This is a genomic window from Pseudomonas multiresinivorans (genome assembly GCF_012971725.1).
In the GTDB taxonomy this organism is placed as follows: domain Bacteria; phylum Pseudomonadota; class Gammaproteobacteria; order Pseudomonadales; family Pseudomonadaceae; genus Pseudomonas; species Pseudomonas multiresinivorans.
Map to the genome: position 1 here is coordinate 5531099 of NZ_CP048833.1, position 23683 is coordinate 5554781.

A 23683-nucleotide genomic window follows, 5' to 3' on the forward strand; every position below is an offset into this window, starting at 1 on the left:
CCGCTGAACCCTGCTGGAGATGTACCCGTGCCCCTCAATACCGCTCCCGTCCACGATCACCTGCTGGAAGCGGCCCCCGCCCAGGTGAGCGACGCCCAGGCCGCTGCCATCGCCGACGAATACTTCGGCCAGCGCGGCACGCTGAACCGCCTCGCCGGCGAACGCGACCTGAACTTCCACATCGCCCACGGCCATGGCGACGATCGCCTGCTGAAGCTCTCGCACCCGCTGGAGGACCCGCAGGTGGTGGACTTCCAGACCCGCGCCCTGCTGCGTGTCGAGGCCCTGGCCCCGACCCTGGCGGTGCAGCGCGTCTACCCCTCGCTCAACGGCGAGCACCAGATTCCTATCACTGTCGATGGCCAGCCGATGATTGCCCGGCTGTTCTCCTTCGTCGACGGAGTTCCGCTGCACCGTGTCCAGCAACGCAGCCGCGCCCTGCGCGAGAACCTGGGCGACGACCTGGCCCGCCTGGGCCTGGCGCTCAAGGGTTTCGAACACCCGGCCACCGCCGACCACGAACTGCTCTGGGACCTCAAGCACGCCTCGCGCCTGCGCAACCTGCTGGTCTACATACAGGATCGAGAACAGCGCGCCCTGGTGGAGCGTTTCCTCGACAATTTCGAACGCCACGCCCTGCCCCGCCAGGCCACACTGCGCGCCCAGGTGATCCACAACGACCTGAACCCGCACAACGTCATCGTCGATGCCGAGCACCCGGACCGGGTGCGCAACATCCTCGACTTCGGCGACATGGTCCACGCGCCACTGGTCAACGACCTGGGCGTCGCCGCCGCCTACCAAGTGGGCGAGCCGGACGCACCGCTGGCCACCGCCTGCGAGATGATCGCCGCCTACCATCGCCGCTGCCCGCTTCTGGCCGAGGAACAGGAAATCCTCGCCGACCTGATCGCCACACGGTTGATCATGACGCTGAGCATCACCGCCTGGCGCGCCAGCCTGCATCCCGAGAACCGCGACTACATCCTGCGCAACACCGGCCACGCCTGGCAGGCCGTGCAAGGCCTGGCCCGCCTGAGCCGGGAACAGGCGCAGGAGCAGATCTTCGCCGCCTGCGCCAAACAAGAGGAGCCCCGCCCATGACCATGCCCAACGGATTCAGCGCCGCCGACGCCGAGCGCCTGAGCGAACAGGAACGCCGCCTGATCGAGCGCCGCGCGCGCCTGCTCGGCCCGGCCTACCGGCTGTTCTACGAGCGCCCGCTGCACACGGTGCGCGGCGAGGGCGTGTGGCTCTACGACAATCAGGGCAACCGCTACCTCGACGCCTACAACAACGTCGCCTCCATCGGCCACTGCCACCCGCGCGTGGTGCAAGCCATCGCCAGCCAGGCGGCGGTGTTGAACACCCATACCCGCTACCTGCAGGAAGGCATTCTCGACTACGCCGAGGACCTGCTCGCCACCTTCCCCGAAGGCCTGGACCAGGTGATGTTCACCTGCACCGGCAGCGAGGCGAACGACCTCGCCCTGCGCATCGCCCGCCAGTACACCGGTGGCACCGGGGTGATCATCACCCGCTTCGCCTACCACGGCGTCACCGGGACCATTTCCGAGCTGTCGCCGTCCCTCGGCGCCGGCATCACCCTGCCCGCCCACGCCCGCACCGTGCGCGCGCCCGATGCTTACCGACTGGGTGCGGAAAACGTCGGCAAGCTGTTCGCCGACGACGTGCGCGCCGCCATCGCCGACCTGCGCGCCCATGGCATCAAGCCTGCCGCGCTGCTGATCGACGGCATCTTCGCCAGCGACGGCGTGCTGGCCGATCCGGCCGGATTCCTTGCCGAAGCCGTGAAGGTCGCCCAGGACGAAGGCCTGCTCTACATCGCCGACGAAGTGCAGAGCGGCTTCGCCCGCACCGGCGACGCCATGTGGGGCTTCCAGCGTCACGGCGTGCAACCGGACCTGGTCACGCTCGGCAAACCCATGGGCAACGGCCAGCCCATCGCCGGCGTCGTCGTGCGCCCGGAAATCCTCGAAAGCTTCGGCCGCGAAGTGCGCTACTTCAACACCTTCGGCGGAAATCCGGTGTCCTGTGCGGCGGCCCAGGCGGTGCTTGATGTGATCCGTGACGAGCAGCTTCAGGAGCGCTCCCAGCGCATCGGCACCTTCATGCTCCAGGGCATCCGCCAGCTCGCCGAGCGCCATGAACTGATCGGCGACGTACGCGGGGCGGGGCTTTTCCTCGGCGTCGAGCTGGTCACCGATCGCACCGCGAAGACCCCGGCCGCCAATCCGACTCGCCAGGTGGTCAACGCCATGCGCGAGCGTGGCGTACTGATCAGCGCAGCCGGTCCCCTGGAGAACATCCTGAAGATCCGTCCGCTGCTGGCCTTCGAACAGGAACATGCGGAACTGTTCATCGACTGCCTGGACAAGGCGCTGCAGGAAATCTCCACCTGACATCTTCTTCAGATAGAAACGACACGGGCCGCGATGAACATTCATCGCGGCCCGTTTCATTCGGCTACCAGACAGATCAGAAACGCACGCCAACGTTGACCATCGCGGCCGAGCCACCCAGCACCACGAACTCCGCTCCGACCGGCCCCAGGTGCGCGCCCACCGAAGGGATGATCGCCGGCGCGACGCCGTAGCGGTTCAGCGGGATCTTGTCGCGGTAGTCGCCGCGATAGCCCTGCAGCGCGCCGCCGGTGACCTTGGCGTAGAACGGCGTGCCTTCCCAGTCGAAGCGCTTGCCGGCGTAGACATAGTTGGAGCGCTGGCTGAACGAGTTCTTGAAGGTCGCGCCACCCCAGACCACGCCATCGGCGCGGTTGCGCTCCAGGCCGATCAGTTCCTGATGGTTGTTGTGCTCCGGATCGTTGGTCCAGTGGGTCGTGTAGACGCTGGTCTGCAGGTACCAGAAGCCTCCATCCTCATCGGCCATGGCGGTGCCAGAGCCGACGATCAGCAGCAGGGCGATCAACAGGCGGCGCATGGTGGGATCTCCGCGTCAGGTCAGAGGGTCACGCGGCTGACGCCGTTGACGGACATGATGCGAACGCGATCGCCGACGCGGAACTGTTGCGAATCGACCGCCTGCACATAGGCACGGGTGCCGCCGTCATCCTCGCGGACCACGATTTCCACGCCCTGTGTGCGGGTGATGCCCTCTTCCACCGCCGAACCCGCCGCACCGCCGGCCACGCCGCCGAGGATGGTGGTGATGGCCTTGCCGCGACCACCGCCGATGGAGTTGCCGGCGATACCGCCAACCGCCGCGCCGGCCAGGGTGCCGATGGGCGTCTTGGTGCCTTCGATCTGCACCGGGCGCAGAGACTCGATGGTGCCCATGCGCACGTTCTGCACGGCGCGGGCGTCAGCGCGGGAGTAGGAAGAACCCGACAGGTTGGACGCGCAGCCGCTCAGCAGAACGACGCTGGTGAAAAGGGCTGTCAGCAGCAGAGTGGGACGGTTCATGATGGTGACCTCGGAAGGCTCTCAAAAGTGATGGTGAAAGCCTAACGATCGGTCCCTGAACTCTCCCTGAACCCTCTCTGAACCATCGCTGAACGAAGCTGAACGAAACTCCTGTCATCCCTCCAGAGCGACCAATTGCATCCGACTGCGCTCGAACCAGCGCAGCAGGTAATCCGCCAGCAACTGCGTTCGGCGCGGCAGGCGCCCCTGATACGGATGGATGAGAAACACCGGCTGGGTGCGTGTCTGGTAATCACGGAGCAGCCAGATGAGGCTGCCTTCAGCCAATTCCTGCTGAATCATGTAGGACGGCAAGCGGCTGATGCCGGCGCCGGCCAGCGCGGCTTTCTTCAGCAGCGTGTAGTGGTTGCTCGCCAACACACCGCTGACAGAGACGCGGAACAGTTCGTGGCGGCGTTGGTAGAGCCAGACATCGCTGTCCTGGTAGTGAGTGTTCTGCAGGCAGGAATGGGCTGAAAGGTCCGCCGGCACCTGCGGCGCACCGTGCTCGGCAAGGTAGCCGGGCGTAGCGCAGGTCAGTTCCTGCAAGGCGAACAGGGGTTTGGCGACGAAGCGGTCATCCACCTCCAGGCTGCCGGAGCGGATCGCCAGGTCGAAGCCGTCGGCCACCAGGTCACGGCGATCGTTGGACAAGTCCAGTTCCAGGCGAATGTCCGGGTACTGGTGGGAAAACTCCATCAGCCAGGCATCGAAGAAGGTCTCGCCCAGGGACACCGGCACGCTCAACCGCACCTTGCCCTGCGCCTCCTCCTGCAACGCCAGCACCGCCTGCCGCGCCCGCGCAGCCTGGGCGTTGAGCGCCTGGGCCTCGGGCAGCAATGCGGCACCGGCGGCGGTCAGCGACAGGCGTCTGGTGGTGCGGTGCACCAGGGTCGCGCCCAGCGCCTGCTCCAGCGCGGAAATGCGCTTGGACAGCTGCCCCTTGCTGCAACCGAGCCTCTGCGCGGCGCGGGTGAAGCTGCCGCATTCCAGCAGTACGGCAAAGGCGGAAAGGTCTTCCAGGTCGCTGGCGATTGTTTCCATATGAAAACCAAAGGTTGTCGATTGACTGGATTATCAAAACAGAAGGTCACTCTAGACTGAATTCACTTTCAACCAAACCACCTCAGTGGAGAGCCTTCATGAAAATCATCCTGATCGGCGCCAGCGGCACCCTCGGCCAGGCCGTCGCCAACGAACTGGCCCCGCGCCACGAGATCATCCACGTAGGCCGCAGCAGCGGCGATTTCCGCGTCGACATCACCGACAGCGGCTCGATCCGCGCGCTTTTCGAGCAGGTCGGCAACTTCGACGCGCTGATCAGCGCTGCCGGCAAGGTGCACTTCGGCGCACTGTCGGAAATGGGCGAGGCGGAAATGGCGGTCGGTCTGAAGGACAAGCTGATGGGCCAGGTGAACCTGGTGCTGATCGGCAGCCAATACGCCAACGACGGCGCTTCCTTCACCCTCACCACCGGCATCCTCAGCGAACAGCCCATCGTGCTGGGCAGCTCGGCCAGCCTGGTCAACGGCGCGGTGGAAGGTTTCGTGCGCAGCGCCGCCCTGGAACTGCCGCGCGGCCAGCGGATCAACGCGGTGAGCCCGAACGTGCTGGTGGAATCGATGGAGGGCTACGCGCCGTTCTTCCGCGGCTTCAAGCCGGTACCTGCTGCCGACGCCGCGCTGGGCTTCGCCCGCAGCGTGGAAGGCAAGCAGACCGGGCAGGTCTACAAGATCTGGTAACCGCCCTGCACGACTCGCGAGCAACTTCGTAGGGCGCATAACCTGGAACAGGTTATCCGCCGTAAACACCGGAGGCGGATAACGCTGGCGCGTTATGCGCCCTACGCAGCTGATGCTTCTGCGTCAGCTGTTTGCCCTGGTTCGCGAGCAAGGACTGGGCGTCCCCCTCGGTCCTACAGAAAAGCACCGCGCCACAGCGGGACTTGTAGGGGCGAGCTTGCTCGCGAACCGCCTCTACTCGGTCTTCCCGGCATAGCAGACCGGCGAGCTCCCCTCACCCTGCTTCGCCAACTCGTCCTCGAGAAACTCCGCCAGCACCCGGGCGTTGTTGTGCTCCTCGTCCCTGGCCGCGTAGAGCAGCGTCAGCGTGCCCTTGCGTGCGAGGTCCAGCAGCCCCATCCAATGCTCCGGGTGGGCGTTCAGTTCGCCGTGGTAGGCCTTGCGGAATTCTTCGAACAGGCTCGGGTCGTGGTGGAAGCGCTGGCGCAGTTCGTTGGACGGCGACGCCTCCTTGGCCCAGTACTCCATGTACAGGTCTTCCTTGCGAATTCCCCGTGGCCAGAGCCGGTCCACCAGAACTCTCAGGCCGTCCCCCTGGGTCGCCGGTTCGTAAGCGCGCTTGCAGCGGATCATCCGAAATTCTCCTCGCCGTTGGGCATTGCCCTTGAGGTGGCCGGCTTCGCTGGGTAACGTGGGCGCACTTTCGAGGGAGCCCGTTCCATGCGATCCAGCCGTTTCATTCTGTTCAGCCTGCTACCCCTGTTCGCCGCCTGCCAGGTATGGACGCCGAACAAGACCGATCTTAACGCCTCCACCCGCCTGCAGGGCGAACTGAGCCGTCTGGACGGCAAACTGGTGTTCCGCAGCTGCACCGAGCAGCGCCGCTTCAGCATCGAGGACACCGGCAACACCGGCCTGCCCCGCGACGCGCTGGAGATGTTCAACGACGGCGCCACCTCGCTGTACGCCGACCTGCGCGGCAGCTTCAGCGGCAGCAGCGCCCAGGGCACCGACGGCAAGCTGGAAGTGGCCAAGGTCTATCGCCTGCAGAACGAAGGCTCGGGCTGCGACGACCCGAACTTCAAGCGCGCAGTGGTCCGCGCCCACGGCAACGAGCCGGGCTGGAGCGTGCTGGTGAACAGCCAGGGCATGCTGATCGAGCAGCCGGGCAAGGAATCGCTGGCGCTGCCGTACATCGCCGAGGGCGTGCCCGACGGCAGCACCAGTTATTCCAGCGAGGCCAACGGCGAGAAGGTCGAGTTGTGGGTCGCTCCGGCACGCTGCCAGGACAGCATGAGCGGCGCCCTGAGCAACCTCTCCGCCGAGCTGCGCCTGGACAACAAGGTCATGCGCGGCTGCGCCTATCCGGGCGGCTCCAGCGGGGATTAATCGACCCCGCACAAGTTTTTCAGACAACGTAGGAGCGGGCTCCGTCCGCGATGATATCCGGCGCGAAGCGGGGCCGATCGCGGACGGAGTCCGCTCCTACGCATCAGGCGAGTTCAGACCAGCAATCCCGCTGCCGCCAACCTTGCCTTGAGCACAGCGAACTCCCCGTCGTATTCCCAGTAAGCCAGCCGCCCCTCGCTGGCGGTCACCAGCACGTACTTCTCGCTGATCGACTGGATGCGCTCGATGCGCACCAGCTTCTCGACGAAGTCCGGGTCCGACACCTGCTCGATCACCTCGCGGTTCTGCTCGTCGTAACCGTGCATGATGAACGCCGCGCGGACTTTCAGGCTGATGAAGCTCATACCGTTTCTCCCTGGATGGCAGCATCGGCTGCGTGCAGTGCATGCAATGCGGTGGTGTCGAACAGCGGCACCGAGGCATCGGCCGGGCCGACCAGCAGGGAGATCTCCGTACAGCCCAGGATCACCGCCTCGGCGCCCTGCTCCACCAGCGCGGCGATGATGCGCTGGTACTCATCCCGCGACTCGTCGCGAATCCGTCCCAGGCACAGTTCTTCGTAGATGATCCGGTGCACGACCTGGCGATCAGCCTCGTCCGGCGTCAGTACCTTCAGCCCGAACCTGTCCACCAGGCGATCCTTGTAGAACGCCTGCTCCATGGTGAAGCGCGTGCCCAGCAAACCGACCGTGGAAACTCCCGCCGCGCGGATCGCCTCGGCGGTCGGGTCGGCGATGTGCAGCAGCGGGATATCCACCGCCGCCTCGATGGCCGGCGCCACCTTGTGCATGGTGTTGGTACAGAGCACCAGGAAGTCCGCGCCCGCGGCTTTCAGCGAACGGGCCGCGTCAGCCAGTACGCGCCCGGCGGCTTCCCAGTCGCCGACGTGCTGCAGGCGCTCGATCTCGTGGAAGTCCACGCTGTACAGGGCGATCTTCGCCGAGTGCAGGCCGCCGAGTTTTTCCTTGATGCGCTCGTTGATCTGCCGGTAGTAGGGAATGGTCGACTCCCAGCTCATGCCGCCGATCAGGCCAATGGTTTTCATGCATCCCTCCATGGGGTTCAGTCCAGCCCGATACAGGGCAGATCGCCGGGCAGCGCCGTGCCGTGCTCGGCGCACTGGCGTACCGCCTCGATCAGCGGATCGAGGTCGAAGCCCTGGGAAATCAGCCACAGCGGGTTGTAGTAAGTCGTCTCGTAGCGCTCGCCGCTGTCGCAGAGAATCGCCACCACCGAGCCGCTCTCGCGCCGCGCCACCATCTGCCGCGCCACCAGCAGCGCACCGATCAGGTTGGTGCCGCTGGAGCCGCCGACATGCCGCCCCAGACGCTGCGCCAGGTAGTGCATGGCGGCCAGCGAGAGGTCGTCCGGCACCTTGCAGCAGGCGTCGATGACATTCGGCAGGAAGGACGCCTCCACGCGTGGGCGGCCGATGCCTTCGATGCGCGAGCCGTAGCTCAGGGTCAGGTCGCGGTCGCCTGTGCGGTAGGAGTCGAAGAACACCGAGCGCTCAGCGTCGGCGCAGAGCACGCGGGTTTCGTGGCGACGATAGCGGGCGAAGCGCCCCAGCGTGGCCAGCGTGCCGCCGGTGCCGGGGCTGGAGACCAGCCAGGACGGTTCGGGAAAGCGCTCATGGCGCATCTGCTGGAAGATCGACTCGGCGATGTTGTTGTTCGCCCGCCAGTCGGTGGCGCGCTCGGCGTAGGTGAACTGGTCCATGAAGTGGCCGCCGGTTTCCCTCGCCAGGCGGTCGGACTCGGCGTAGATCTGCGTCGGGTCGTCCACCAGGTGCGCCTGGCCGCCATAGAAGGCGATCTGCGCGATCTTCTCCTTCGAGGTGCTGGCTGGCACCACTGCAATGAACGGCACACCGAGCAGCCGGGCGAAATACGCTTCGGAGATCGCCGTCGAACCGCTGGATGCCTCGATCACCGGAGCGCCCGGCCGCAGCCAGCCATTGCACAGCGCATAGAGGAACAGCGAGCGCGCCAGGCGGTGCTTGAGGCTACCGGTGGGGTGGCTCGACTCATCCTTGAAGTACAGCTCCACGCCCGGCAGGCCGGGCAGGTCCAACGGGATCAGGTGGGTATCGGCGCTGCGCTGGAAATCCGCTTCGATGATGCGGATCGCCTCGCGGGTCCAGTTGCGTTCCTGGGCGGCCATCGTGTCGTTCTCCTGGCAGGGCAAGCGATTCAATGAGTTCAGTCCAGCACACCGGCGGGCGACGTGGGCGGCGCGCTGCGCCACTGGCTGAGGGCGACACCGGCAAACACCAGGCCGGCGGCCAGCGCCTGCTGGCCGCTGAGCACTTCGCCCAGCAGCAGCGCGGCGAAGATCAGGGTGAACACCGGGATCAGATTGATGAAGCCGGTCGCCTGGCTCGCCGGCAGGCGGCTGACGCCGAAGTTGTACAGGCCATAGGCACCGACGGTGACCACGCTGCCCAGGTAGACCAGGGAGAACCAGCCGGTCGGGCCGGGCGCCGGCGGCAATCCTGAAGTGCCCAGCGCCAGCGGCAGGAAGAACACGGAGCCGATGAACGCTTGCATCGCCGTGAGGATGAACGGCGAATAGCGCGCCGACAGGTGCTTGAGCAACAGGGTGTAGCCGGTGGCGCAGAGCATTGCCAGCAGTTCGTAGAAGTTGCCCAGCAGCGGGTTGGGCGCGTGGCTGTCCGGCTCGCTGGCCAGGGTCAGCCAGAGCGAGCCGAGCACTGCCAGGGCAAAGCCCAGCCAGGTGTTGCGGGCGATCCTTTCATGCAGCAGGAAGTAGGCGCCAACCGCCACCAGCAACGGCAGCAGCGCAGTGATCATCCCGGCCTGCGCGGCGCTGGTCTGCTGCAGCGCCAGGGACTCGAAAATGAAGTAAAGGCACGGCTCGCAGGCAGCCAGGGCGAGCAGCCACTTCCAGTCACCGCGGCGGTAGTCGATGCGCCCGCGCCAGCGCCAGGCGGCGAGGAAGATCAGGCTGCCCAGCGCCATCCGGGCGAAGATCACCCACATGGCGGGCATTTCCTGGAAGGCGAATTTCAGCGCGATGAAGGAACTGCCCCAGAGCGCCATGGCCAGCACCAGGCACGCGAGGGCGAACGGCCGGGATTGCTGCACGGGACGCTCCAGTCAAAAGGTCCCCGGAGTATAGGAGGCGCGCACCGGCGGCCGACAGGTACAGAATCACAGGGAAACTGTATGGGCAGGACGCCCCTGCTGTTACATGGCACCCCGGTTTGAGGTCGGCGCGGCCAGTTTCCCTCTCCCCAGCCCTCTCCCTGAAGGGAGAGGGGGCAGTCCGAGCGCTCGCGCAGTTCATCGCCAGCCGGCAAGCATCAGTGTGCTTGGCAAAGCCTCCGGCTCACGCCAGGTTAGAACCGCGCGCCGATCAGTCCCCTCTCCCTTCAGGGAGAGGGTTAGGGAGAGGGCTCGCGAAGTTCATCGCCAGCCGGCAAGCATCAGTGTGGTTGGCAAAGCCTCCGGCTCACGCCAGGTTAGAACCGTGCGCCGATCAGTCCCCTCTCCCTTCAGGGAGAGGGTTAGGGAGAGGGCAGCGCACGCAGCGGACTCGCAAAGAACATCACTCCCACGGCTTGCCCTGGGTCCCCCGCTCCACCGGCACGCGCTGCTGCATCGCTGCCTTGGCCAGCAGGTGCGCGCTCACTGGTGCGGTGATGAAGAGGAACACGGTGATCAGGATCTCATGCAGGCTCACACCCTCGCCACGCGTGCTGAAGTACAGCAGCGAGGCCAGCACCACACCGCCCACGCCCAGGGTCGAAGCCTTGGTCGGCGCGTGCAGGCGCGTGTAGAAGTCCGGCAGCCGGTACAGGCCGATGGCACCGAGCAGGGCGAACAGGCTGCCGGCCAGCAACAGCAGGCAAACCAGCGCTTCGATCAGAAGACTCATTCGATGATGTCTCCGCGCAGTATGAATTTGCACAACGCCACGGTACTGACGAAGCCCATTACCGCGATCAGCAGCGCCGCCTCGAAGTACAGGCCGCTGCCCTTCCAGATACCGAACAGCACGATCAGCGCGATGGCCTTGATCGACAGCGTATCCAGCGCGAGGATGCGGTCCGCCACCGATGGCCCGCGGATCAGCCGTGCCACGGTGAGCAGCACCGCCAGGCCCAGCAGCGCCAGGCAGATCGGGATCACGATGCCGAGCATGCGAACACCTCCTTCAGCGGCGCCTCGTAGCGCGCCTTGATGTCCGCCACCAGCGCCTGCGGATCGGGCACGTCGATGCCGTGGACCAGCAGCGTGCGGCGGTCGGCGGACAGGTCGGCGGAACAGGTGCCGGGGGTCAGGGTGATGACGCTGGCGAGGATGCTGATGGCCAGGTCGTCGGTCAGCTCCAGCGGGATTTCCACGAAACCCGGCCGAAGGTTCGCCTTCGGCCCCAGCACCAGTTTCGCCACCTGCAGGTTCGCCACCACGATGTCGTAGAGCACCAGGCCGATGAAGCGCAGCAGCAGCCCTGGCCGCTGGATGCGCGGTGCGGACAGCAGCAGGTTGCGGCACAACAGCGGGATCGTCAGGCCGAGGAAGGCGCCCAGCAGCCAGTGGCTAAGGGAGAAATCGTTGACCAGCAGCAACCAGCTCAGCAGCAGCACGCCGCTGAGCAGCGGGTGCGGGAAAATGCGCCGGATCATGCGCCACCTCCCAGCAGGATCGCCTGGCGATACAGCCCGGCATCCAGCAATTGCGCGGCGGCGGCCTGGGTGTAGTCGATCAGCGGCCGCGCAGCGACCACCATCAGCGGTGCGCTGGCCAGCAGACCGAAGCTCGCCAGCATCTTCACAGGTTCGCGATTGGCGCTACCCAGCACGCTCAGTCCGGTGCGCCAGAACAGCGTGCTGCCGGCGCGGCTCAAGGCAACGATGGTTACCAGACCACTGACCAGCACCACGCTCCACAGCGCGATAGCCTCGCTGCCGCCGCTTACCGAGCGCAGCAGCATCAGCTTGCCGAGGAAGCCCGACAGTGGCGGCAACCCGGCAACCGCAATGGCGCCGAAGAAGAACGCACCGCCCAGCAGATGCGGCTGCAGCAACGCCGGGCCTTGTACCAGTCGACCACCCTTCTCGCCGCGCTGGCGGGCGATCAGGTCGGCCAGCAGGAACAGGCCGCCTGCCACCCAGATGCTGTGCAGCAGGTAGTAAAGCGCGGCGGACAATGCTTCCGGCGTGCCCAGGGCGATCGCCGCCAGCAGCGTACCGGCCGATACCACGACCAGATACGACAACAGACCCTGCAGCGTGGTTGCCGCCAACGCCCCGAGCGCACCGGCGACGATGCCAGCCAGCGCCAGCGGCCACAGCCAGACCTGCGCGAGGTTGGCCAGCTCGCCGGCCTGCTCGCCGAAGATCAGCGTGTAGACCCGCAGGATCGAGTAGATGCCCACCTTGGTCATGATCGAGAACAGCGCCGCCACCGGCGCGGTGGCCTCGGCATAGGCCCTGGGCAGCCAGAAATACAGAGGCAGCAGCGCGGCCTTGAGGCCGAACACCACCAGCAGCAACAGGGCCGCCGCGCGTACCAGCGGCGCCTGCTCGGCGCTCAGCTGCGCTACGCGTTCGGCCATATGCGCCATGTTCAGCGTGCCAGTGATGCCGTAAAGCGTGCCCACGGCGATGAGGAAGAACGCCGAGCCAACGAGGTTGAGCACCACATAGTGCACACCCGCGCGCACGCGCCCTGCCCCGCCGCCATGCAGCAGCAGCGCGTAGGAAGCGATCAGCAGGATCTCGAAGAACACGAAGAGGTTGAACAGGTCACCGGTGAGGAACGCACCGTTCAAACCCAGCAACTGGAACTGGAACAGCGGGTGGAAGCGCTTGCCTCGCCTGTCATCCCCGCGCAGCGCGTAGATCAGTGACAGGCTGGCGAGCAGCGCGGTGGCGGCAATCATCAGCGCACTGAGGCGGTCCAGCACTAGGATGATGCCGAACGGCGGCTGCCAGTTGCCCAGCGCGTAGAACTGCACCACGCCGCTGTCGGCCTGCTGCAGCAGCACGGCGGCAAGCGGCAACAGCGCCAGCGTGGCAAGCAGCGAGAGGCCGCCTTGCAGGCGCTCGCCGACCAGCAGCAGCGCACAGCCGGCAAACAGCGGCAGCAGGACGGGCAGGATCAGCCAGTGGTTCATCGGCCTTCCTCCCCGTTGCCGCCATCGACATGATCGCCGCCAGTCTCCGCCAGCCCACGCAGGGCCAGGACGATGACGAAAGCCGTCATGGCGAAGCCGATGACGATGGCGGTCAGCACCAGCGCCTGGGGAATCGGGTCCCCAGCATTGGCGACCTTGCCGATCACCGCCGGGTCACCGGCAAGGCGGCCCATGGCGAAGAGGAACAGGTTCACTGCGTAGGACAATAGAGTCAGCCCCAGCACCACAGGGAAGGTGCGTGCGCGCAACAGCAGATAGACGCCGCTGGCGGTCAGCAACCCGAGGGCGATGGCGAACAGCGCTTCCATCAGTGCGCCTCCTTGGTCAGCGGCTCCGGCGGCGCGGTGACCGAACCCAGCCCGGAAAGAATCAACAGCGTCGCGCCGACCACGGTGAAGTAAACCCCCAGGTCGAAGAGCATGGCGGTGGCGAGTTCGATCTCACCCACCAGCGGAATGTGGAAGTGGCCGAACGCCGAGGTGAGGAACGGGAAACCGAAGAACCAGGCGCCCAGGCCCGTCAGCCCGGCGATCAGCACACCGAGGCCGGCGAGGCGGCTGTAGTCCAGCGGCAGGCGCGTGTTCACCCAGCGGCTGCCACAGGCGATGTATTGGAGTATCAGCGCCACCGAGGTGATCAACCCGGCAATGAAGCCGCCGCCCGGCAGGTTGTGCCCGCGCAGGAAGATGAACACCGAGACCAGCAGCGCCAGCGGCAGCAGCAGGCGCGACAGCGCGGCGAGGATGGGCGGGAAGCGATCCTTCGCCCAGGCGCGGCTTTCGTCGTCCTGTTCACGGCGCAGCAGGCGCAGGCCGTCGAGCAGCGCGAAGATGCCGACGGCGGCGATGGCCAGCACGGTGATCTCGCCGAGGGTATCGAAGCCACGGAAGTCCACCAGGATCACGTTCACCACGTTGTGGCCGCCGCCACCGGTGACGCTGTTCTCCAGGTAGTAACCGGCGATGCTGTCGTACGGGCGGGTCAGCACGGCATAGGTCAGCAGCGTCACCATCAGGCCGGCACCCAGGGCGATGACGAAATCGCGCAGGCGACGCAGGCTGCTGGAGGTCTTCGGTGTGCGCATGGGCAGGTAGTACAGCGCCAGCATCAGCAGGACCATGGTCACCACCTCCACCGACAACTGGGTCAGCGCCAGGTCCGGCGCGGCGAAGCGGGCGAAGGCCAGCGCCACCAGCAGGCCGGCGATGCTGAGGATGACCAGCGCGGTGAGGCGTTGGCGGTGGAACCATACGGTCAACGGTCCGGCGATCGCCAGCAGCACCAAGCCCAGGGCGGTGATGCCGTCCAGGGCTGTCTGCTGGCGATCACCTTCGATGCTCGGCAGCGGCGCGAGCGCGGCGAGCACCACAATGACCGCGGCCAGCACCAGCAACATCGAGTAGCGCTGCAGCGAGCCGTTCTCCAGATAGTCGGTGACCCGCGCGGCAAAACGCACCACGCGCTGCACCTGCTGCTCGAACACCAGCTTGGCATCCATCGCAGGCAACCCCGCGTACCAGTCGAACAGCGGCTTGCGCAGCACATAGAGCAGAACACCGCCGGCCGTGGCAACGAAGCTCATGGCGAGCGGCACATTGAAGCCGTGCCAGATCGCCAGGCTGTACTCGGGCAGCGCGCCATTCAGGCTCGATGCGGCGGCGCCGGCCAGCAGCGGACCGACGATGATGCCCGGCATGATCCCCACCAGCAGGCAGATCAGCACCAGGATTTCCACCGGCACCTTCATGTAGCGCGGCGGCTCGTGGGGGTGCGGATTGGGCAGGTTGATCGGCTCGCCGTTGAAGAACACGTCGTGGATGAAGCGTACCGAGTAGCTCACCGAGAACAGCGCGCCGACGGTCGCCAGCGCCGGGATCAGCCAGTTGAAGCTGCCCATCATGTTCTGCGCCAGGGTCTCGCCGAAGAACATCTCCTTGCTGAGGAAGCCGTTGAGCAGCGGCACGCCGGCCATGGACGCCGACGCCACCATCGCCAGGACGGCGGTATGCGGCATGTACTTCCACATGCCATTGATACGGCGCATGTCGCGACTGCCGGTCTCGTGGTCGATGATGCCGGCGGCCATGAACAGCGAGGCCTTGAAGGTCGCGTGGTTGATGATGTGGAAGATCGCCGCGACGTTGGCCATCGGCGAGTCCAGGCCGAACAACAGGGTGATCAGGCCCAGGTGGCTGATGGTCGAGTAGGCCAGCAGTCCCTTGAGGTCGTTCTGGAACAGCGCAATGAACGCCCCCATCAGCAGCGTCGCAAGGCCGGTGAGGCTGACCAGGTAGAACCACAGGTCATTGCCCGATAGCAGCGGGTACAGGCGCGCCAGCAGGAACACGCCGGCCTTCACCATGGTCGCCGAGTGCAGGTAGGCCGACACCGGCGTTGGCGCAGCCATGGCGTGGGGCAGCCAGAAGTGGAACGGGAACTGCGCCGACTTGGTGAACACCCCCAGCAACACCAGGCACAGCGCCAGCGGGAACAGCGGACTGGCCTGCAGCACCTCCCGCGCGCCGAGCACGGTGCTCAACTCGAAGCTGCCCACCACATGGCCGATCAGCAGGATCCCGGCCAGCAGCGCGAGGCCGCCGCCGCCGGTGACAGCCATCGCCATCCGCGCGCCCTTGCGCGCATCCGAGCGATGGCCCCAGAAGCCGATCAGCAGGAACGACGACAGGCTGGTCAGTTCCCAGAACACCAGCATCAGCAGCAGGTTTTCGCTGAGCACCACGCCGAGCATGGCGCCCATGAACAGCAGCAGGAAGGCGAAGAAGCGCCCGGCGGGTTCCTTCTCGGACAGGTAATAGCGGGCGTAGAGGATGACCAGCAGGCCGATGCCGAGGATCAGCAGGGCGAACAGAAAACCCAGGCCATCCAGGCGCAGGCTGAGGTTCAGGCCCAGCTCCGGCAACCACTCCGAGCGATACACCTGTGGATCAGCGCCCAGCACCGCGCGCTGGCTCAACAGCAGGACCAACCCTGCGAGCGGCACCAGGCCGGTCGCGGCAGCACAGGCCGTTCGACCGAAACGCTCGGCCAGCAGCGGCAGCAATACCCCGAAGAAAGGCAGCGCGATGATCAGCGCCAGAATCATGTCCTGCTCCTTCTCGCCAGCGGATGGCGTCCATACAAACGACCCCGCACCGCAGGGGCCGGCGTACGAAGGCCACGATTATCCATATCTATCGATTACGCGTCATGGATTGAATTATTACGAAAATTCAGCCCTGGTCGCGCCGGCAGCGCCCCAGGCCGACTTTCCAATCCCCAAAACGATAGCGCGCGACAGTCGGATCGACTGTCGCGCGCTGAGTTTCGATGGCCGCCACGGGTCGGCGGCCGGCAACCGGTCAGTGGGCGACGCGGCTGGTACCGTTGACGGTCAGGATGCGCACGCGCTCGCCAACACGGAACACGGCACCTTCGTCAACCTGCTGAACGTAGGCGCGGGTGCTGCCGTCGTCTTCGCGAACGGTGATTTCCACGCCCTGGGTACGGGTCAGGCCTTCCTCGGTAGCCGCACCGAGCAGGCCGCCGGCCACGGCGCCAATGATGGCGGTGACATAGCTGCCCTTGCCGCCACCGATGGCGCTGCCACCGATGCCGCCGACCGCAGCGCCGGCAACCGAGCCGATCGGGGTCTTGGTGCCTTCGATCTTCACGGGGCGCAGGGCCTGGATGGTACCCATGCGAACATTCTGCACGGTACGTGCTTCTTCACGGGTGTAGGTGTCGCCGGTCAGGCTGGACTGGCAACCACCGAGGGTCATGGCCAGGGCAGCGAAAGTCACGGCGATCAGGGCAGTTTTACGCATTAGGGAACCTCCGAGTAGGGCTACGACTATTAGACTCCGACGACAGCCCGCCTGTCACGCCAGGTCGTGAAACAGCTGATCTGAATTCAGCTTTCGTACAGTTTGTGCCATATCCGCCGAAATCGCCTGCCGTGGCTCAGTTTTTCCTGCAGGAGGATCGGTTAGGCTGGTGCCCGCAGAAGAAGCACCCCACCTGGATTCGCCCATGGACTACTTCATCATCGTCGTCACCACCGCCGCCGGCCTGTATTTCCACTGGTGGATCTACTGGCGCATCCGCCGCTGGATGGACCGCGACCTGGCACTCTCGCTGGCAGGCGATGATCCGCACAAGCGCCATTACCTGCTTGAGCGCCTGGCGGATGCCAAGCGCCAGAAAGTGAAACGCCGCGACCTCCCCGACTGGCTGCAGCGCGCCGCCGACGATTACCGCGCAGCCTGAGCCAGCGACCAGAGACGTGCCAGCGCCTCGGCGCGGTTTTCCAGTTCCTGCGCCGCCCGCGCGCAGGCATCAGCCAGGGTGATAGGCCCCGGCGCCAGGCTGAACGCCGCTTCGATACCCGCTTCGCGCAATTCGGCCAGCCCTTCGCCAACGCTGCCAGCCAGGGCGATCACCGGCACGCCCGCGCGGCGGGCGACATGGGCCACGCCCACCGGCGTCTTCCCATGCAGGCTCTGGCCGTCCAGCCGCCCTTCCCCGGTAATGACCAGCGACGCGCCGGCAAGCCCCGCGTCCAGCTCCGACAGCTCGGCGATCAGCTCGATGCCCGGGCGGAACCGCGCCTTGAGGAAGGCCCGGCAAGCGAAGCCCAGACCACCCGCGGCACCGACGCCGGGGAACAGGCTGTGATCCTGCCCGAGGGCCAGCGCCGCCACTTCGGCGAAGCGTTTCAGCGCGGCGTCCAGCTGCTGTACCTGCGCCGGGTTCGCGCCCTTCTGCGGTCCGAAGACGGCTGAGGCGCCGTGCGGGCCGCAAAGGGGATTGTTCACATCCGCGGCCACTTCGACCTCGACCGCGCCCAGTCGCGGGTCGAGGTTCGACAGGTCGATGCGCTGCAGCTGTGCGAGCTGCGCGCCACCGGCGCCCAGCTCCCTGCCCTGGTCATCGAGGAAACTCGCGCCCAGCGCCTGCAGCAGACCCAGGCCACCGTCATTGGTGGCACTGCCGCCCAGGCCGATGATGATCTTCTTCGCGCCGGCATCCAGCGCCGCGCGAATCAATTCGCCCGTACCGCGGCTGGTGGTGCGGGTGGCATCGCGCAGGCTTTCGGGCACCCAGTGCAGGCCGCTGGCGGCAGCCATCTCGATCACCGCCGTGGCGTCTGCCAGGCAGCCCCAGTGGGCTTTCACCGGCTGCTCCAGCGGGCCACAGACCTCCAGCTCGCGACGTTCGCCCGGCCGCGCCGCCAGCACCGCATCCACCGTGCCTTCGCCGCCGTCGGCCATGGGCCGCAGCAGGGTTTCGTCGTCGGGCCGGGCGCGCAGCCAGCCACGGGAAATGGCTTCGGCGACCTCAGGGGCGGAAAGGCTTTCCTTGAAGGAGTCGGGAGCGATGACGACTTTCATGGGACAGGTCCGTTGGGCGGGAGGATGGAGGGCATCCTACACCGCTACGAACGTTTACATTGGAGGCGTAGGAGCGGACTCCGTCCGCGATGACTTGCCATGTGCGCTGGCTCACCCGATCGCGGATAAATCCGCTCCTACGAAAAGCCGACCCTCGGAGCGAGGACGGATCAGGGCGCCAGGCGCTCGCGCACCCAGGCTCCATTTTCGGAGCGGAAATTGAGACGGTCGTGCAGGCGGCTCGGACGGCCCTGCCAGAACTCGATGCGGCTCGGCAGCAGGCGGAAGCCACCCCAGAAGTCCGGGCAGCTCGGTGCGCTGTCGGCGAAGCGCTGCTCCGTCTCGGCCAGCAATTGCTCCAGTTCGCCGCGGCCATCGATCACCCGGCTCTGCGGCGAGGCCCAGGCGCCCAGGCGGCTGCCCAGCGGGCGCACGCGGTAATAGGCGGCGGACTCTTCGGCGGAGACTTTCTCCACCCGCCCCTCGATGCGCACCTGGCGTTCCAGCGCCGGCCAGAAGAAGGTCATGGCCGCGCGCGGGTTCTCCAGCAGTTGCTGGCCCTTGGCGCTTTCGTAGTTGCTGAAGAAGGTGAAACCACGCTCGTCCAGGCCCTTGAGCAAGAGCACGCGGCAGTGCGGCTGGCCGTCGGCGTCCGCGGTGGCGAGCATCATCGCGTTGGGTTCGACCGGCAGTTGCTCGGTCTTCACCGCGTCTTCGAACCACTGGTTGAACAGGCTGAACGGCTCGGCGGGCGCCTGGGCCTCGGTCAGTCCATCACGGGTATATTCGCGGCGCATATCGGCCAGGGTCTGAGCCATCGGAAATCTCCTGCAGAAGAAGTCCTTAAGCTTATCCAGAGTTGCGCCTTCGCGCTTGATCCACGACAAGCGTCATTCCAGGCGGAATGACGCTTTGCGTGCGGCGGATCAGTTGGCCTGGGCGAGCGCCAGCAGGCTGGTGCGCTGGGTCACCAGCACTTCGACGCGGCGGTTCAACGCGCGGCCTTCGGCGCTGGCGTTGTCGGCGCGCGGCAGGCTGGAGCCGACGCCCTTCAGGCGCAGGCGGTCGGCGCCCAGGCCGCTGAGGCGGAAGATCGAGGAGACCGCCTGGGCGCGCTGCAGGCTGACCTTGTCATTGGTCGCCTTGTCGCCCGAGCTGTCGCTGTGGCCGAGCACCAGTACGCCGCTCTCCGGATCGTTCTGCAGCATCTTCGCCACGTTGCCCAGCGGCGCCAGGGTGATCGGCAGCAGCAGTTCAGGGCGCTTGGGATTGAAGGAGCCTTCCACCGGCGCGATCAGCACCAGGGCGTTTTCGCGGCGCTCGACGGTGAACTTGCTGCCGGCGACTGCTTCACGCAGGGACTTCTCGTGCTGGTCCAGCCACTCCTTGCTGACCTTGGTGTCCTGCGGCTTGGCGGCCTTTTCGGCGCCAGGCTTGCTGTCGCTCACACCGAATGGCCACCACCAGTGGCCACCGGGCTGCTGGCTGCCGGCATCGGCGACCTTGGCTGCCTCGATCGGCTGCTTCTGCGGTGCGGGCGCCGCGGCGCTCGCTTCCTCGTCGCCATCGAAGGGCCACCACCAGTGACCGGTGCCGGGCTTGGCGGCGGCCACGGCGCTATCCGGCGCCTTGGCCTGATCCTGGGACTGGAACTGGCTGCAGGCGGAAAGACCGACGCACAGCGCAAGGGTGGAGACTTTCAGCGAATTCGAGAACAGCAGCTTCATGGGAGCGATTCCATAAGACGGAACATGACGGGAGGCCAGGCGCCACCGGTAGACGGGGCGCCCTGACTTCAGCAATCGGCTTAAGAGTTGTACATAACTTACTCAGTTGGAACGAGATTTTAATCCCGAACTGACGAGCGGCGCATGTTTGCACGCGGGGGACGCCGTCAAGCGCGCAAGCGCGACGGCAAAAGCGGGCGACCTTAAGAAGGTGCGGCGGGAGGAAGGTTCCTCCCGCTCGTCGCTACAGGCAGTCGCCGGCGAGGCGCGCCAGGCGCTGGGCGCGTGGGTCCATCAGCACGTAGGGGCCAAGGGTGTTGACGACGAACCCGAAGGCCAGCTCACGCTCCGGGTCGGCGAAGCCGATGGAGCCACCAGCCCCCGGATGGCCGAAGGCCTGAGGGCCAAGGCCGTAGGTGGCGTTGGCGACATTCGGCTGGTCAAGCATGCAACCAAGACCGAAGCGCGTACAGGTCAACAAAGTTCGATCCTCGCCGACGGCATGCTCGCGGGTGAGCTCGGCCAGCAGCGCTTCATCCAGCAACTTGCCCTGCAGGAGGCCATCGTAGAAGCCCGCCAGCGAGCGCGCATTGCCATGGCCGTTGGCCGCCGGCTGCGACATGCGCCGCCATTCGGGCTTGTTGGTGCTGGTGAGTACCGAGGGCGGATTGGTGAAGGCGCGGGTGGAGAGTGCGGCGGCGTCGGTCATCATGGTCCGTAGCAGCCGTTGCGCCGCGGCGTCGCCCAGGTTGCCCTTGCCGCGGGCAATGTGCGCTACACGGTGGAATTCGGCGTCATCCAGGCCGATGTGGAAATCCAGCCCCAATGGCTTGGCCGTGCGTTCGACGATGGCGGCACCCGGCTCGCGACCGTCGACACGGCGGATCACTTCGCCGATCAGCCAGCCGTAGGTGATGGGGGCGTAGCCATGCTCCGCGCCGGGTGTCCACCAGGGCGTTTCGCCGGCCAGCGCGGCCGTCATGGTGTCCCAGTCGTACAGCGCCTCGGGCGCCAGCGGCTCGCGTATCGCCGGCAGGCCCGCACGATGGCACAGGAGCTGGCGCACGGTGATGCCCTGCTTGCCAGCCTGCTCGAACTCCGGCCAATAGCGCGTCACCGGCGCATCAAGGTCGAGCCGGCCCTCTCCCACCAGTTGCAGCGCAGCGACGGCAGCGAAAGTCTTGGTGCAGGAGAACAGGTTGAGCAGCGTATCGGCCTGCCAGTCCTGGCCCGGTTCCTTGCCCGCACTGCCAGCCCAGAGATCGACCACGGTTTCGCCGCCGACCTGGATGCACAACGCCGCACCACGCTCCTGCGGGTCCTCGAACAGCGCGCTGAAAGCATCGGCAACGGGAGTGAAGCGCGGATCGCAGTGGCCGTTCAGGGTCATCTCAAACTCCGGAAATGAGCAGGGGCGAAGGCGCCATTCTTTCAGCGCGCTCCGCCCCTGGGAACCCTGCCGAAGGCAGGGTGTGACTTCACGAATGTCGGATCATTGCTCCGAGGCTTGTTCCTCGTCGTCGCTGTCGTCAGAGGCCGGTGCGGGTTTCGGCTGCGGCTCCGGCGCCACCTTGGCCGCAGCGCGGGCCAGTTCGTCGATGCCTTTGAGCGTCTGCTGGTTGGCCTTGCGCACGGCGTCGACGAAGCCGGTGAACGGCAGGTCGGTGATGCCGACCAGGCCGATGTGGCCGTTCTCGCCATCGAGCAGGCGCCCGGTCACCGGCTGGTCGAGGTACTGGAACCAGTGTGCGCCGACGATGTTCGGCTGTTTCGCCGCCTCGGCGAGGAAGCGCTGGTACGCCTCGCCACGCTGCTGCTCGTTGTACACCTCGGCGACACCACCCCAGAACGGCCCGCGGTCACGGGAGCCGAAGTGGAACTCGGTGATCAGTACCGGCTTGTCCAGGCTGCGCACGTAGTTGGCGTCGAAGCCCTGCTGCGGCAGCGGTACGTAGAGGTTGAAGCTGAGGATGTCGCAGTACTGCGCGCAGGAGGCGAGCGCTTCCGGCGTGCTGACGGCGAAGCGCGGGCCGAGCAGCAGGTGGTTCGGCGCATGCCATTGCAGCGAGTCCTTCAGGGTCTTGAAGTACTGGTCCGCATACAGGCGCAGGAAGGCGCTGTAGTCCTGGGCAATGGCCGGGTGCGCTTCGCTCGGAACCGGCGCCTGGTAGCCCGGCGCATCGAGGTCTTCCCAGGAACCCAGCTGCACGCCCCAGGCCTCGGCGAGCTGTTCGTGATCCTCGTACTTGTCCTTGAGCTGCTTGATGAAGGCGCGTTTGGCCGGGCTGTCGGTGGACAGCTTGAGCGTGCCGAAGGCCAGGGCGAAGTGCGCCTGGTCGTCGTCGCCACGGCCGGCCCAGGCCAGTTCATTGTCGGCGTAGTAGCCCAGCAGCCATGCATCCTCGCGATGGTCGCGGGCGGCGATGGCGATGGCGCGCTCGGCGGCCATGGCGAAGCGCGGGTCGAAGGGGTCGGGCATGGCACCCCACCAGTCATAGCCGGTGCTCACCGTGGCGTAATCGCCGCTGATGGACAGTGGCACGCTGTAGGGCATGCGCGGATCGTCGGCGAAGGCCGGATCACTCCAGTCGCCCAGGGTATTGAAGCCCCACGAGCCCAGGCGCTGTACGGTGCGCTCGCGCCAGGCGGCTGCCGCGGCGTCGCCGGTCAGCCCACCATCGGCGCGAAAGCGGTTGGCGGCATAGAAGTCGAACCAGCGCCCGTTGCCGAACGCACGGCCCTGCTGGGCGCCGACGCCGCTGCGGTCGTCGCGCTGGCCGTAGAAGGCGGCCAGCGGCTCGTCCTCCTTGGGCAGGCTGGCGAACATGTATTCGCGGCCTTCCACGTAGGTCTGGCTGCTGTCGGCATTCACCGCGTTGACGCCCATGGACCAGAACGAGTGCCCTTCCGGCGTCACCAGCCACCAGCGGCCATTGCGCTTTTCGGTGCGGAAGAATCCGGTGCCTTCGAAGGCCGGGCCATCCAGCAGCCCGCCAAAGGCGTCGCGACCGGGCGCGGGCTTCCATTTGCTCAGCTGTTCGCCTTCGCCTTTCCAGGCGTTGGCCAGTTGCTCGGCACTCTTGACCTTTTCCGGCCAGTCGCTGCGAGTGGACTGACCGAAGCCATCGACGATGCCGGTGTACGCCTTGTGGTATTCGTCGTTGCCGGCGCGGGTGCCGAAGCGGCCGACGAGAATGTCCTGGGCCGCCTTGGGCGAAGTCAGGAACAGCTTCACCGCACCGACCTGGCTGCGGTTCAGCTCGCCGCTGACCTTGCTCGCCAGCAGCAGGCGCTGGCCGTCCTGGGTCACAGGCATGGGCACGCCGGCACGCATGCCGAAGTCTTCCGGCGAGATGGCGTGCAGCGGGATCACCAGGGTCTGCGCCGGGCCCGGCGGCAGGGCGATGCTCGCGCGCAGGCCGGGGGCGCCGGCAACGCCTTCGATTTCCACTTCCAGGGTGATGGCCCAGTCCATGGCGTTCTGGACGCGCAGGCTCATGCTGTCTGACTGCGACCAGTCCCAGCTGTCACTGGACGGTGCCAGGCGCAGGGTCGGCTGCGGCGCCGGGTTGAAGTTCACCCGGCGCAGGATCTCGCCCTCGGGCGTGGCTTCGGCGGTGGAACTGGGCAGATCGGCGTTCTGTGTGGTGATCGAGACCACGGCCATCGGCTTGACGAAGTTGAACAGGGTTTCATTGCCGCCAGCCGACCAGGCCGGGGCACTGGCGATGGCCAGGCTGAGCAGCAACGGCAGATGCCAACGCATCGAAGTCATGGATTCGAATCCTTGCAACACGCCCGCCGGA

The 23683-nt window shown here is 66.4% G+C and carries 25 protein-coding genes; 5 read left to right on the plus strand and 20 right to left on the minus strand.

Annotation, left to right across the window (positions count from 1 at the left end):
- The first annotated feature begins 27 nt into the window (after positions 1–27).
- Together G4G71_RS25325 and G4G71_RS25330 are read left to right on the plus strand one after the other, a co-directional pair.
- Positions 28–1104, plus strand: a complete 1077-nt coding sequence (locus G4G71_RS25325) for a phosphotransferase (protein ID WP_169941110.1) — start codon at positions 28–30, stop codon at positions 1102–1104.
- A complete protein-coding gene (locus tag G4G71_RS25330; RefSeq protein WP_169941112.1) occupies positions 1101–2423 on the plus strand; it encodes an aspartate aminotransferase family protein in 1323 nt (440 codons plus the stop codon). Before G4G71_RS25325 ends, G4G71_RS25330 begins: the two co-directional genes overlap by 4 nt.
- Before the next feature lie 76 nt (positions 2424–2499).
- On the opposite strand, the gene G4G71_RS25335 is transcribed toward G4G71_RS25330, so the two are convergent.
- From G4G71_RS25335 to G4G71_RS25345, 3 genes are all read right to left on the minus strand, one after another.
- Positions 2500–2961: a sn-glycerol-3-phosphate transporter gene (locus G4G71_RS25335; RefSeq protein ID WP_169941114.1), complete on the minus strand. Its 462-nt coding sequence runs from the start codon at positions 2959–2961 to the stop codon at positions 2500–2502.
- 20 nt (positions 2962–2981) lie between these two features.
- Positions 2982–3443: an outer membrane lipoprotein gene (locus tag G4G71_RS25340; RefSeq protein WP_169941116.1), complete on the minus strand. Its 462-nt coding sequence runs from the start codon at positions 3441–3443 to the stop codon at positions 2982–2984.
- A 114-nt stretch (positions 3444–3557) separates the two neighbouring features.
- On the minus strand, positions 3558–4487 hold the full coding sequence (locus G4G71_RS25345; protein ID WP_169941118.1) for a LysR family transcriptional regulator: 930 nt from the start codon (positions 4485–4487) through the stop codon (positions 3558–3560).
- A 98-nt stretch (positions 4488–4585) separates the two neighbouring features.
- On the opposite strand from G4G71_RS25345, the gene G4G71_RS25350 reads away from it, so the two are divergent.
- Positions 4586–5185 (plus strand): short chain dehydrogenase, encoded by a 600-nt coding sequence (locus G4G71_RS25350; protein ID WP_169941119.1) that lies wholly within the window; start codon positions 4586–4588, stop codon positions 5183–5185.
- A 234-nt stretch (positions 5186–5419) separates the two neighbouring features.
- Here G4G71_RS25350 and G4G71_RS25355 read toward each other — a convergent pair whose 3' ends face one another.
- Complete coding sequence (locus G4G71_RS25355; protein ID WP_169941121.1) at positions 5420–5818, minus strand: DUF488 domain-containing protein; 399 nt, start codon at positions 5816–5818, stop codon at positions 5420–5422.
- A gap of 87 nt (positions 5819–5905) precedes the next feature.
- Here G4G71_RS25355 and G4G71_RS25360 point away from each other — a divergent pair, with 87 nt between their 5' ends.
- Complete coding sequence (locus G4G71_RS25360; RefSeq protein ID WP_054908815.1) at positions 5906–6574, plus strand: COG3650 family protein; 669 nt, start codon at positions 5906–5908, stop codon at positions 6572–6574.
- Between the two features lie 113 nt (positions 6575–6687).
- Here the strand turns inward: G4G71_RS25360 and G4G71_RS25365 are convergent, their stop codons facing one another.
- The 11 genes from G4G71_RS25365 to G4G71_RS25415 form a co-directional block, all read right to left on the minus strand.
- Positions 6688–6939: a hypothetical protein gene (locus G4G71_RS25365; RefSeq protein ID WP_169941123.1), complete on the minus strand. Its 252-nt coding sequence runs from the start codon at positions 6937–6939 to the stop codon at positions 6688–6690.
- A complete protein-coding gene (locus G4G71_RS25370) occupies positions 6936–7640 on the minus strand; it encodes an aspartate/glutamate racemase family protein (RefSeq protein WP_169941125.1) in 705 nt (234 codons plus the stop codon). Before G4G71_RS25370 ends, G4G71_RS25365 begins: the two co-directional genes overlap by 4 nt.
- 17 nt (positions 7641–7657) lie before the next feature.
- The gene (locus G4G71_RS25375) at positions 7658–8758 is read right to left on the minus strand and encodes a PLP-dependent cysteine synthase family protein (protein WP_169941127.1); all 1101 of its coding nucleotides are present in this window, start codon (positions 8756–8758) and stop codon (positions 7658–7660) included.
- Positions 8759–8796: 38 nt separating this feature from the next.
- A complete protein-coding gene (locus tag G4G71_RS25380) occupies positions 8797–9657 on the minus strand; it encodes a DMT family transporter (RefSeq protein WP_420826031.1) in 861 nt (286 codons plus the stop codon).
- Positions 9658–10165: 508 nt separating this feature from the next.
- Positions 10166–10495: a Na+/H+ antiporter subunit G gene (locus tag G4G71_RS25385; RefSeq protein WP_169941131.1), complete on the minus strand. Its 330-nt coding sequence runs from the start codon at positions 10493–10495 to the stop codon at positions 10166–10168.
- On the minus strand, positions 10492–10761 hold the full coding sequence (locus G4G71_RS25390) for a K+/H+ antiporter subunit F (protein ID WP_169941133.1): 270 nt from the start codon (positions 10759–10761) through the stop codon (positions 10492–10494). Before G4G71_RS25390 ends, G4G71_RS25385 begins: the two co-directional genes overlap by 4 nt.
- Positions 10746–11246 carry a Na+/H+ antiporter subunit E gene (locus G4G71_RS25395; RefSeq protein WP_169941134.1) on the minus strand — a complete coding sequence of 167 codons (501 nt, stop codon included), beginning with the start codon at positions 11244–11246 and terminating at the stop codon, positions 10746–10748. Before G4G71_RS25395 ends, G4G71_RS25390 begins: the two co-directional genes overlap by 16 nt.
- Complete coding sequence (locus tag G4G71_RS25400) at positions 11243–12739, minus strand: monovalent cation/H+ antiporter subunit D (protein WP_169941136.1); 1497 nt, start codon at positions 12737–12739, stop codon at positions 11243–11245. Before G4G71_RS25400 ends, G4G71_RS25395 begins: the two co-directional genes overlap by 4 nt.
- The gene (locus G4G71_RS25405; protein WP_169941138.1) at positions 12736–13068 is read right to left on the minus strand and encodes a Na+/H+ antiporter subunit C; all 333 of its coding nucleotides are present in this window, start codon (positions 13066–13068) and stop codon (positions 12736–12738) included. Before G4G71_RS25405 ends, G4G71_RS25400 begins: the two co-directional genes overlap by 4 nt.
- A complete protein-coding gene (locus G4G71_RS25410) occupies positions 13068–15863 on the minus strand; it encodes a monovalent cation/H+ antiporter subunit A (RefSeq protein ID WP_169941140.1) in 2796 nt (931 codons plus the stop codon). Before G4G71_RS25410 ends, G4G71_RS25405 begins: the two co-directional genes overlap by 1 nt.
- Before the next feature lie 256 nt (positions 15864–16119).
- Positions 16120–16584 (minus strand): outer membrane lipoprotein, encoded by a 465-nt coding sequence (locus G4G71_RS25415; RefSeq protein WP_045209875.1) that lies wholly within the window; start codon positions 16582–16584, stop codon positions 16120–16122.
- 205 nt (positions 16585–16789) lie between these two features.
- Here G4G71_RS25415 and G4G71_RS25420 point away from each other — a divergent pair, with 205 nt between their 5' ends.
- Entirely contained in the window at positions 16790–17026 is a 237-nt protein-coding gene (locus tag G4G71_RS25420; protein ID WP_054908825.1) for a hypothetical protein, read from the plus strand.
- Here G4G71_RS25420 and G4G71_RS25425 read toward each other — a convergent pair.
- From G4G71_RS25425 to G4G71_RS25445, 5 genes are all read right to left on the minus strand, one after another.
- Positions 17011–18150 (minus strand): glycerate kinase, encoded by a 1140-nt coding sequence (locus G4G71_RS25425; protein ID WP_169941142.1) that lies wholly within the window; start codon positions 18148–18150, stop codon positions 17011–17013. The genes G4G71_RS25420 and G4G71_RS25425 overlap by 16 nt on opposite strands.
- Before the next feature lie 170 nt (positions 18151–18320).
- Positions 18321–18968, minus strand: coding sequence for a pyridoxamine 5'-phosphate oxidase (pdxH, locus tag G4G71_RS25430; protein WP_169941144.1), 648 nt, complete (start codon positions 18966–18968; stop codon positions 18321–18323).
- Between the two features lie 108 nt (positions 18969–19076).
- On the minus strand, positions 19077–19877 hold the full coding sequence (locus G4G71_RS25435; RefSeq protein WP_169941146.1) for an OmpA family protein: 801 nt from the start codon (positions 19875–19877) through the stop codon (positions 19077–19079).
- Between the two features lie 244 nt (positions 19878–20121).
- Entirely contained in the window at positions 20122–21267 is a 1146-nt protein-coding gene (locus G4G71_RS25440; RefSeq protein ID WP_169941148.1) for a serine hydrolase domain-containing protein, read from the minus strand.
- 102 nt (positions 21268–21369) lie between these two features.
- Positions 21370–23652, minus strand: coding sequence for a beta-galactosidase (locus tag G4G71_RS25445; RefSeq protein WP_169941150.1), 2283 nt, complete (start codon positions 23650–23652; stop codon positions 21370–21372).
- Positions 23653–23683 lie beyond the last annotated feature (31 nt).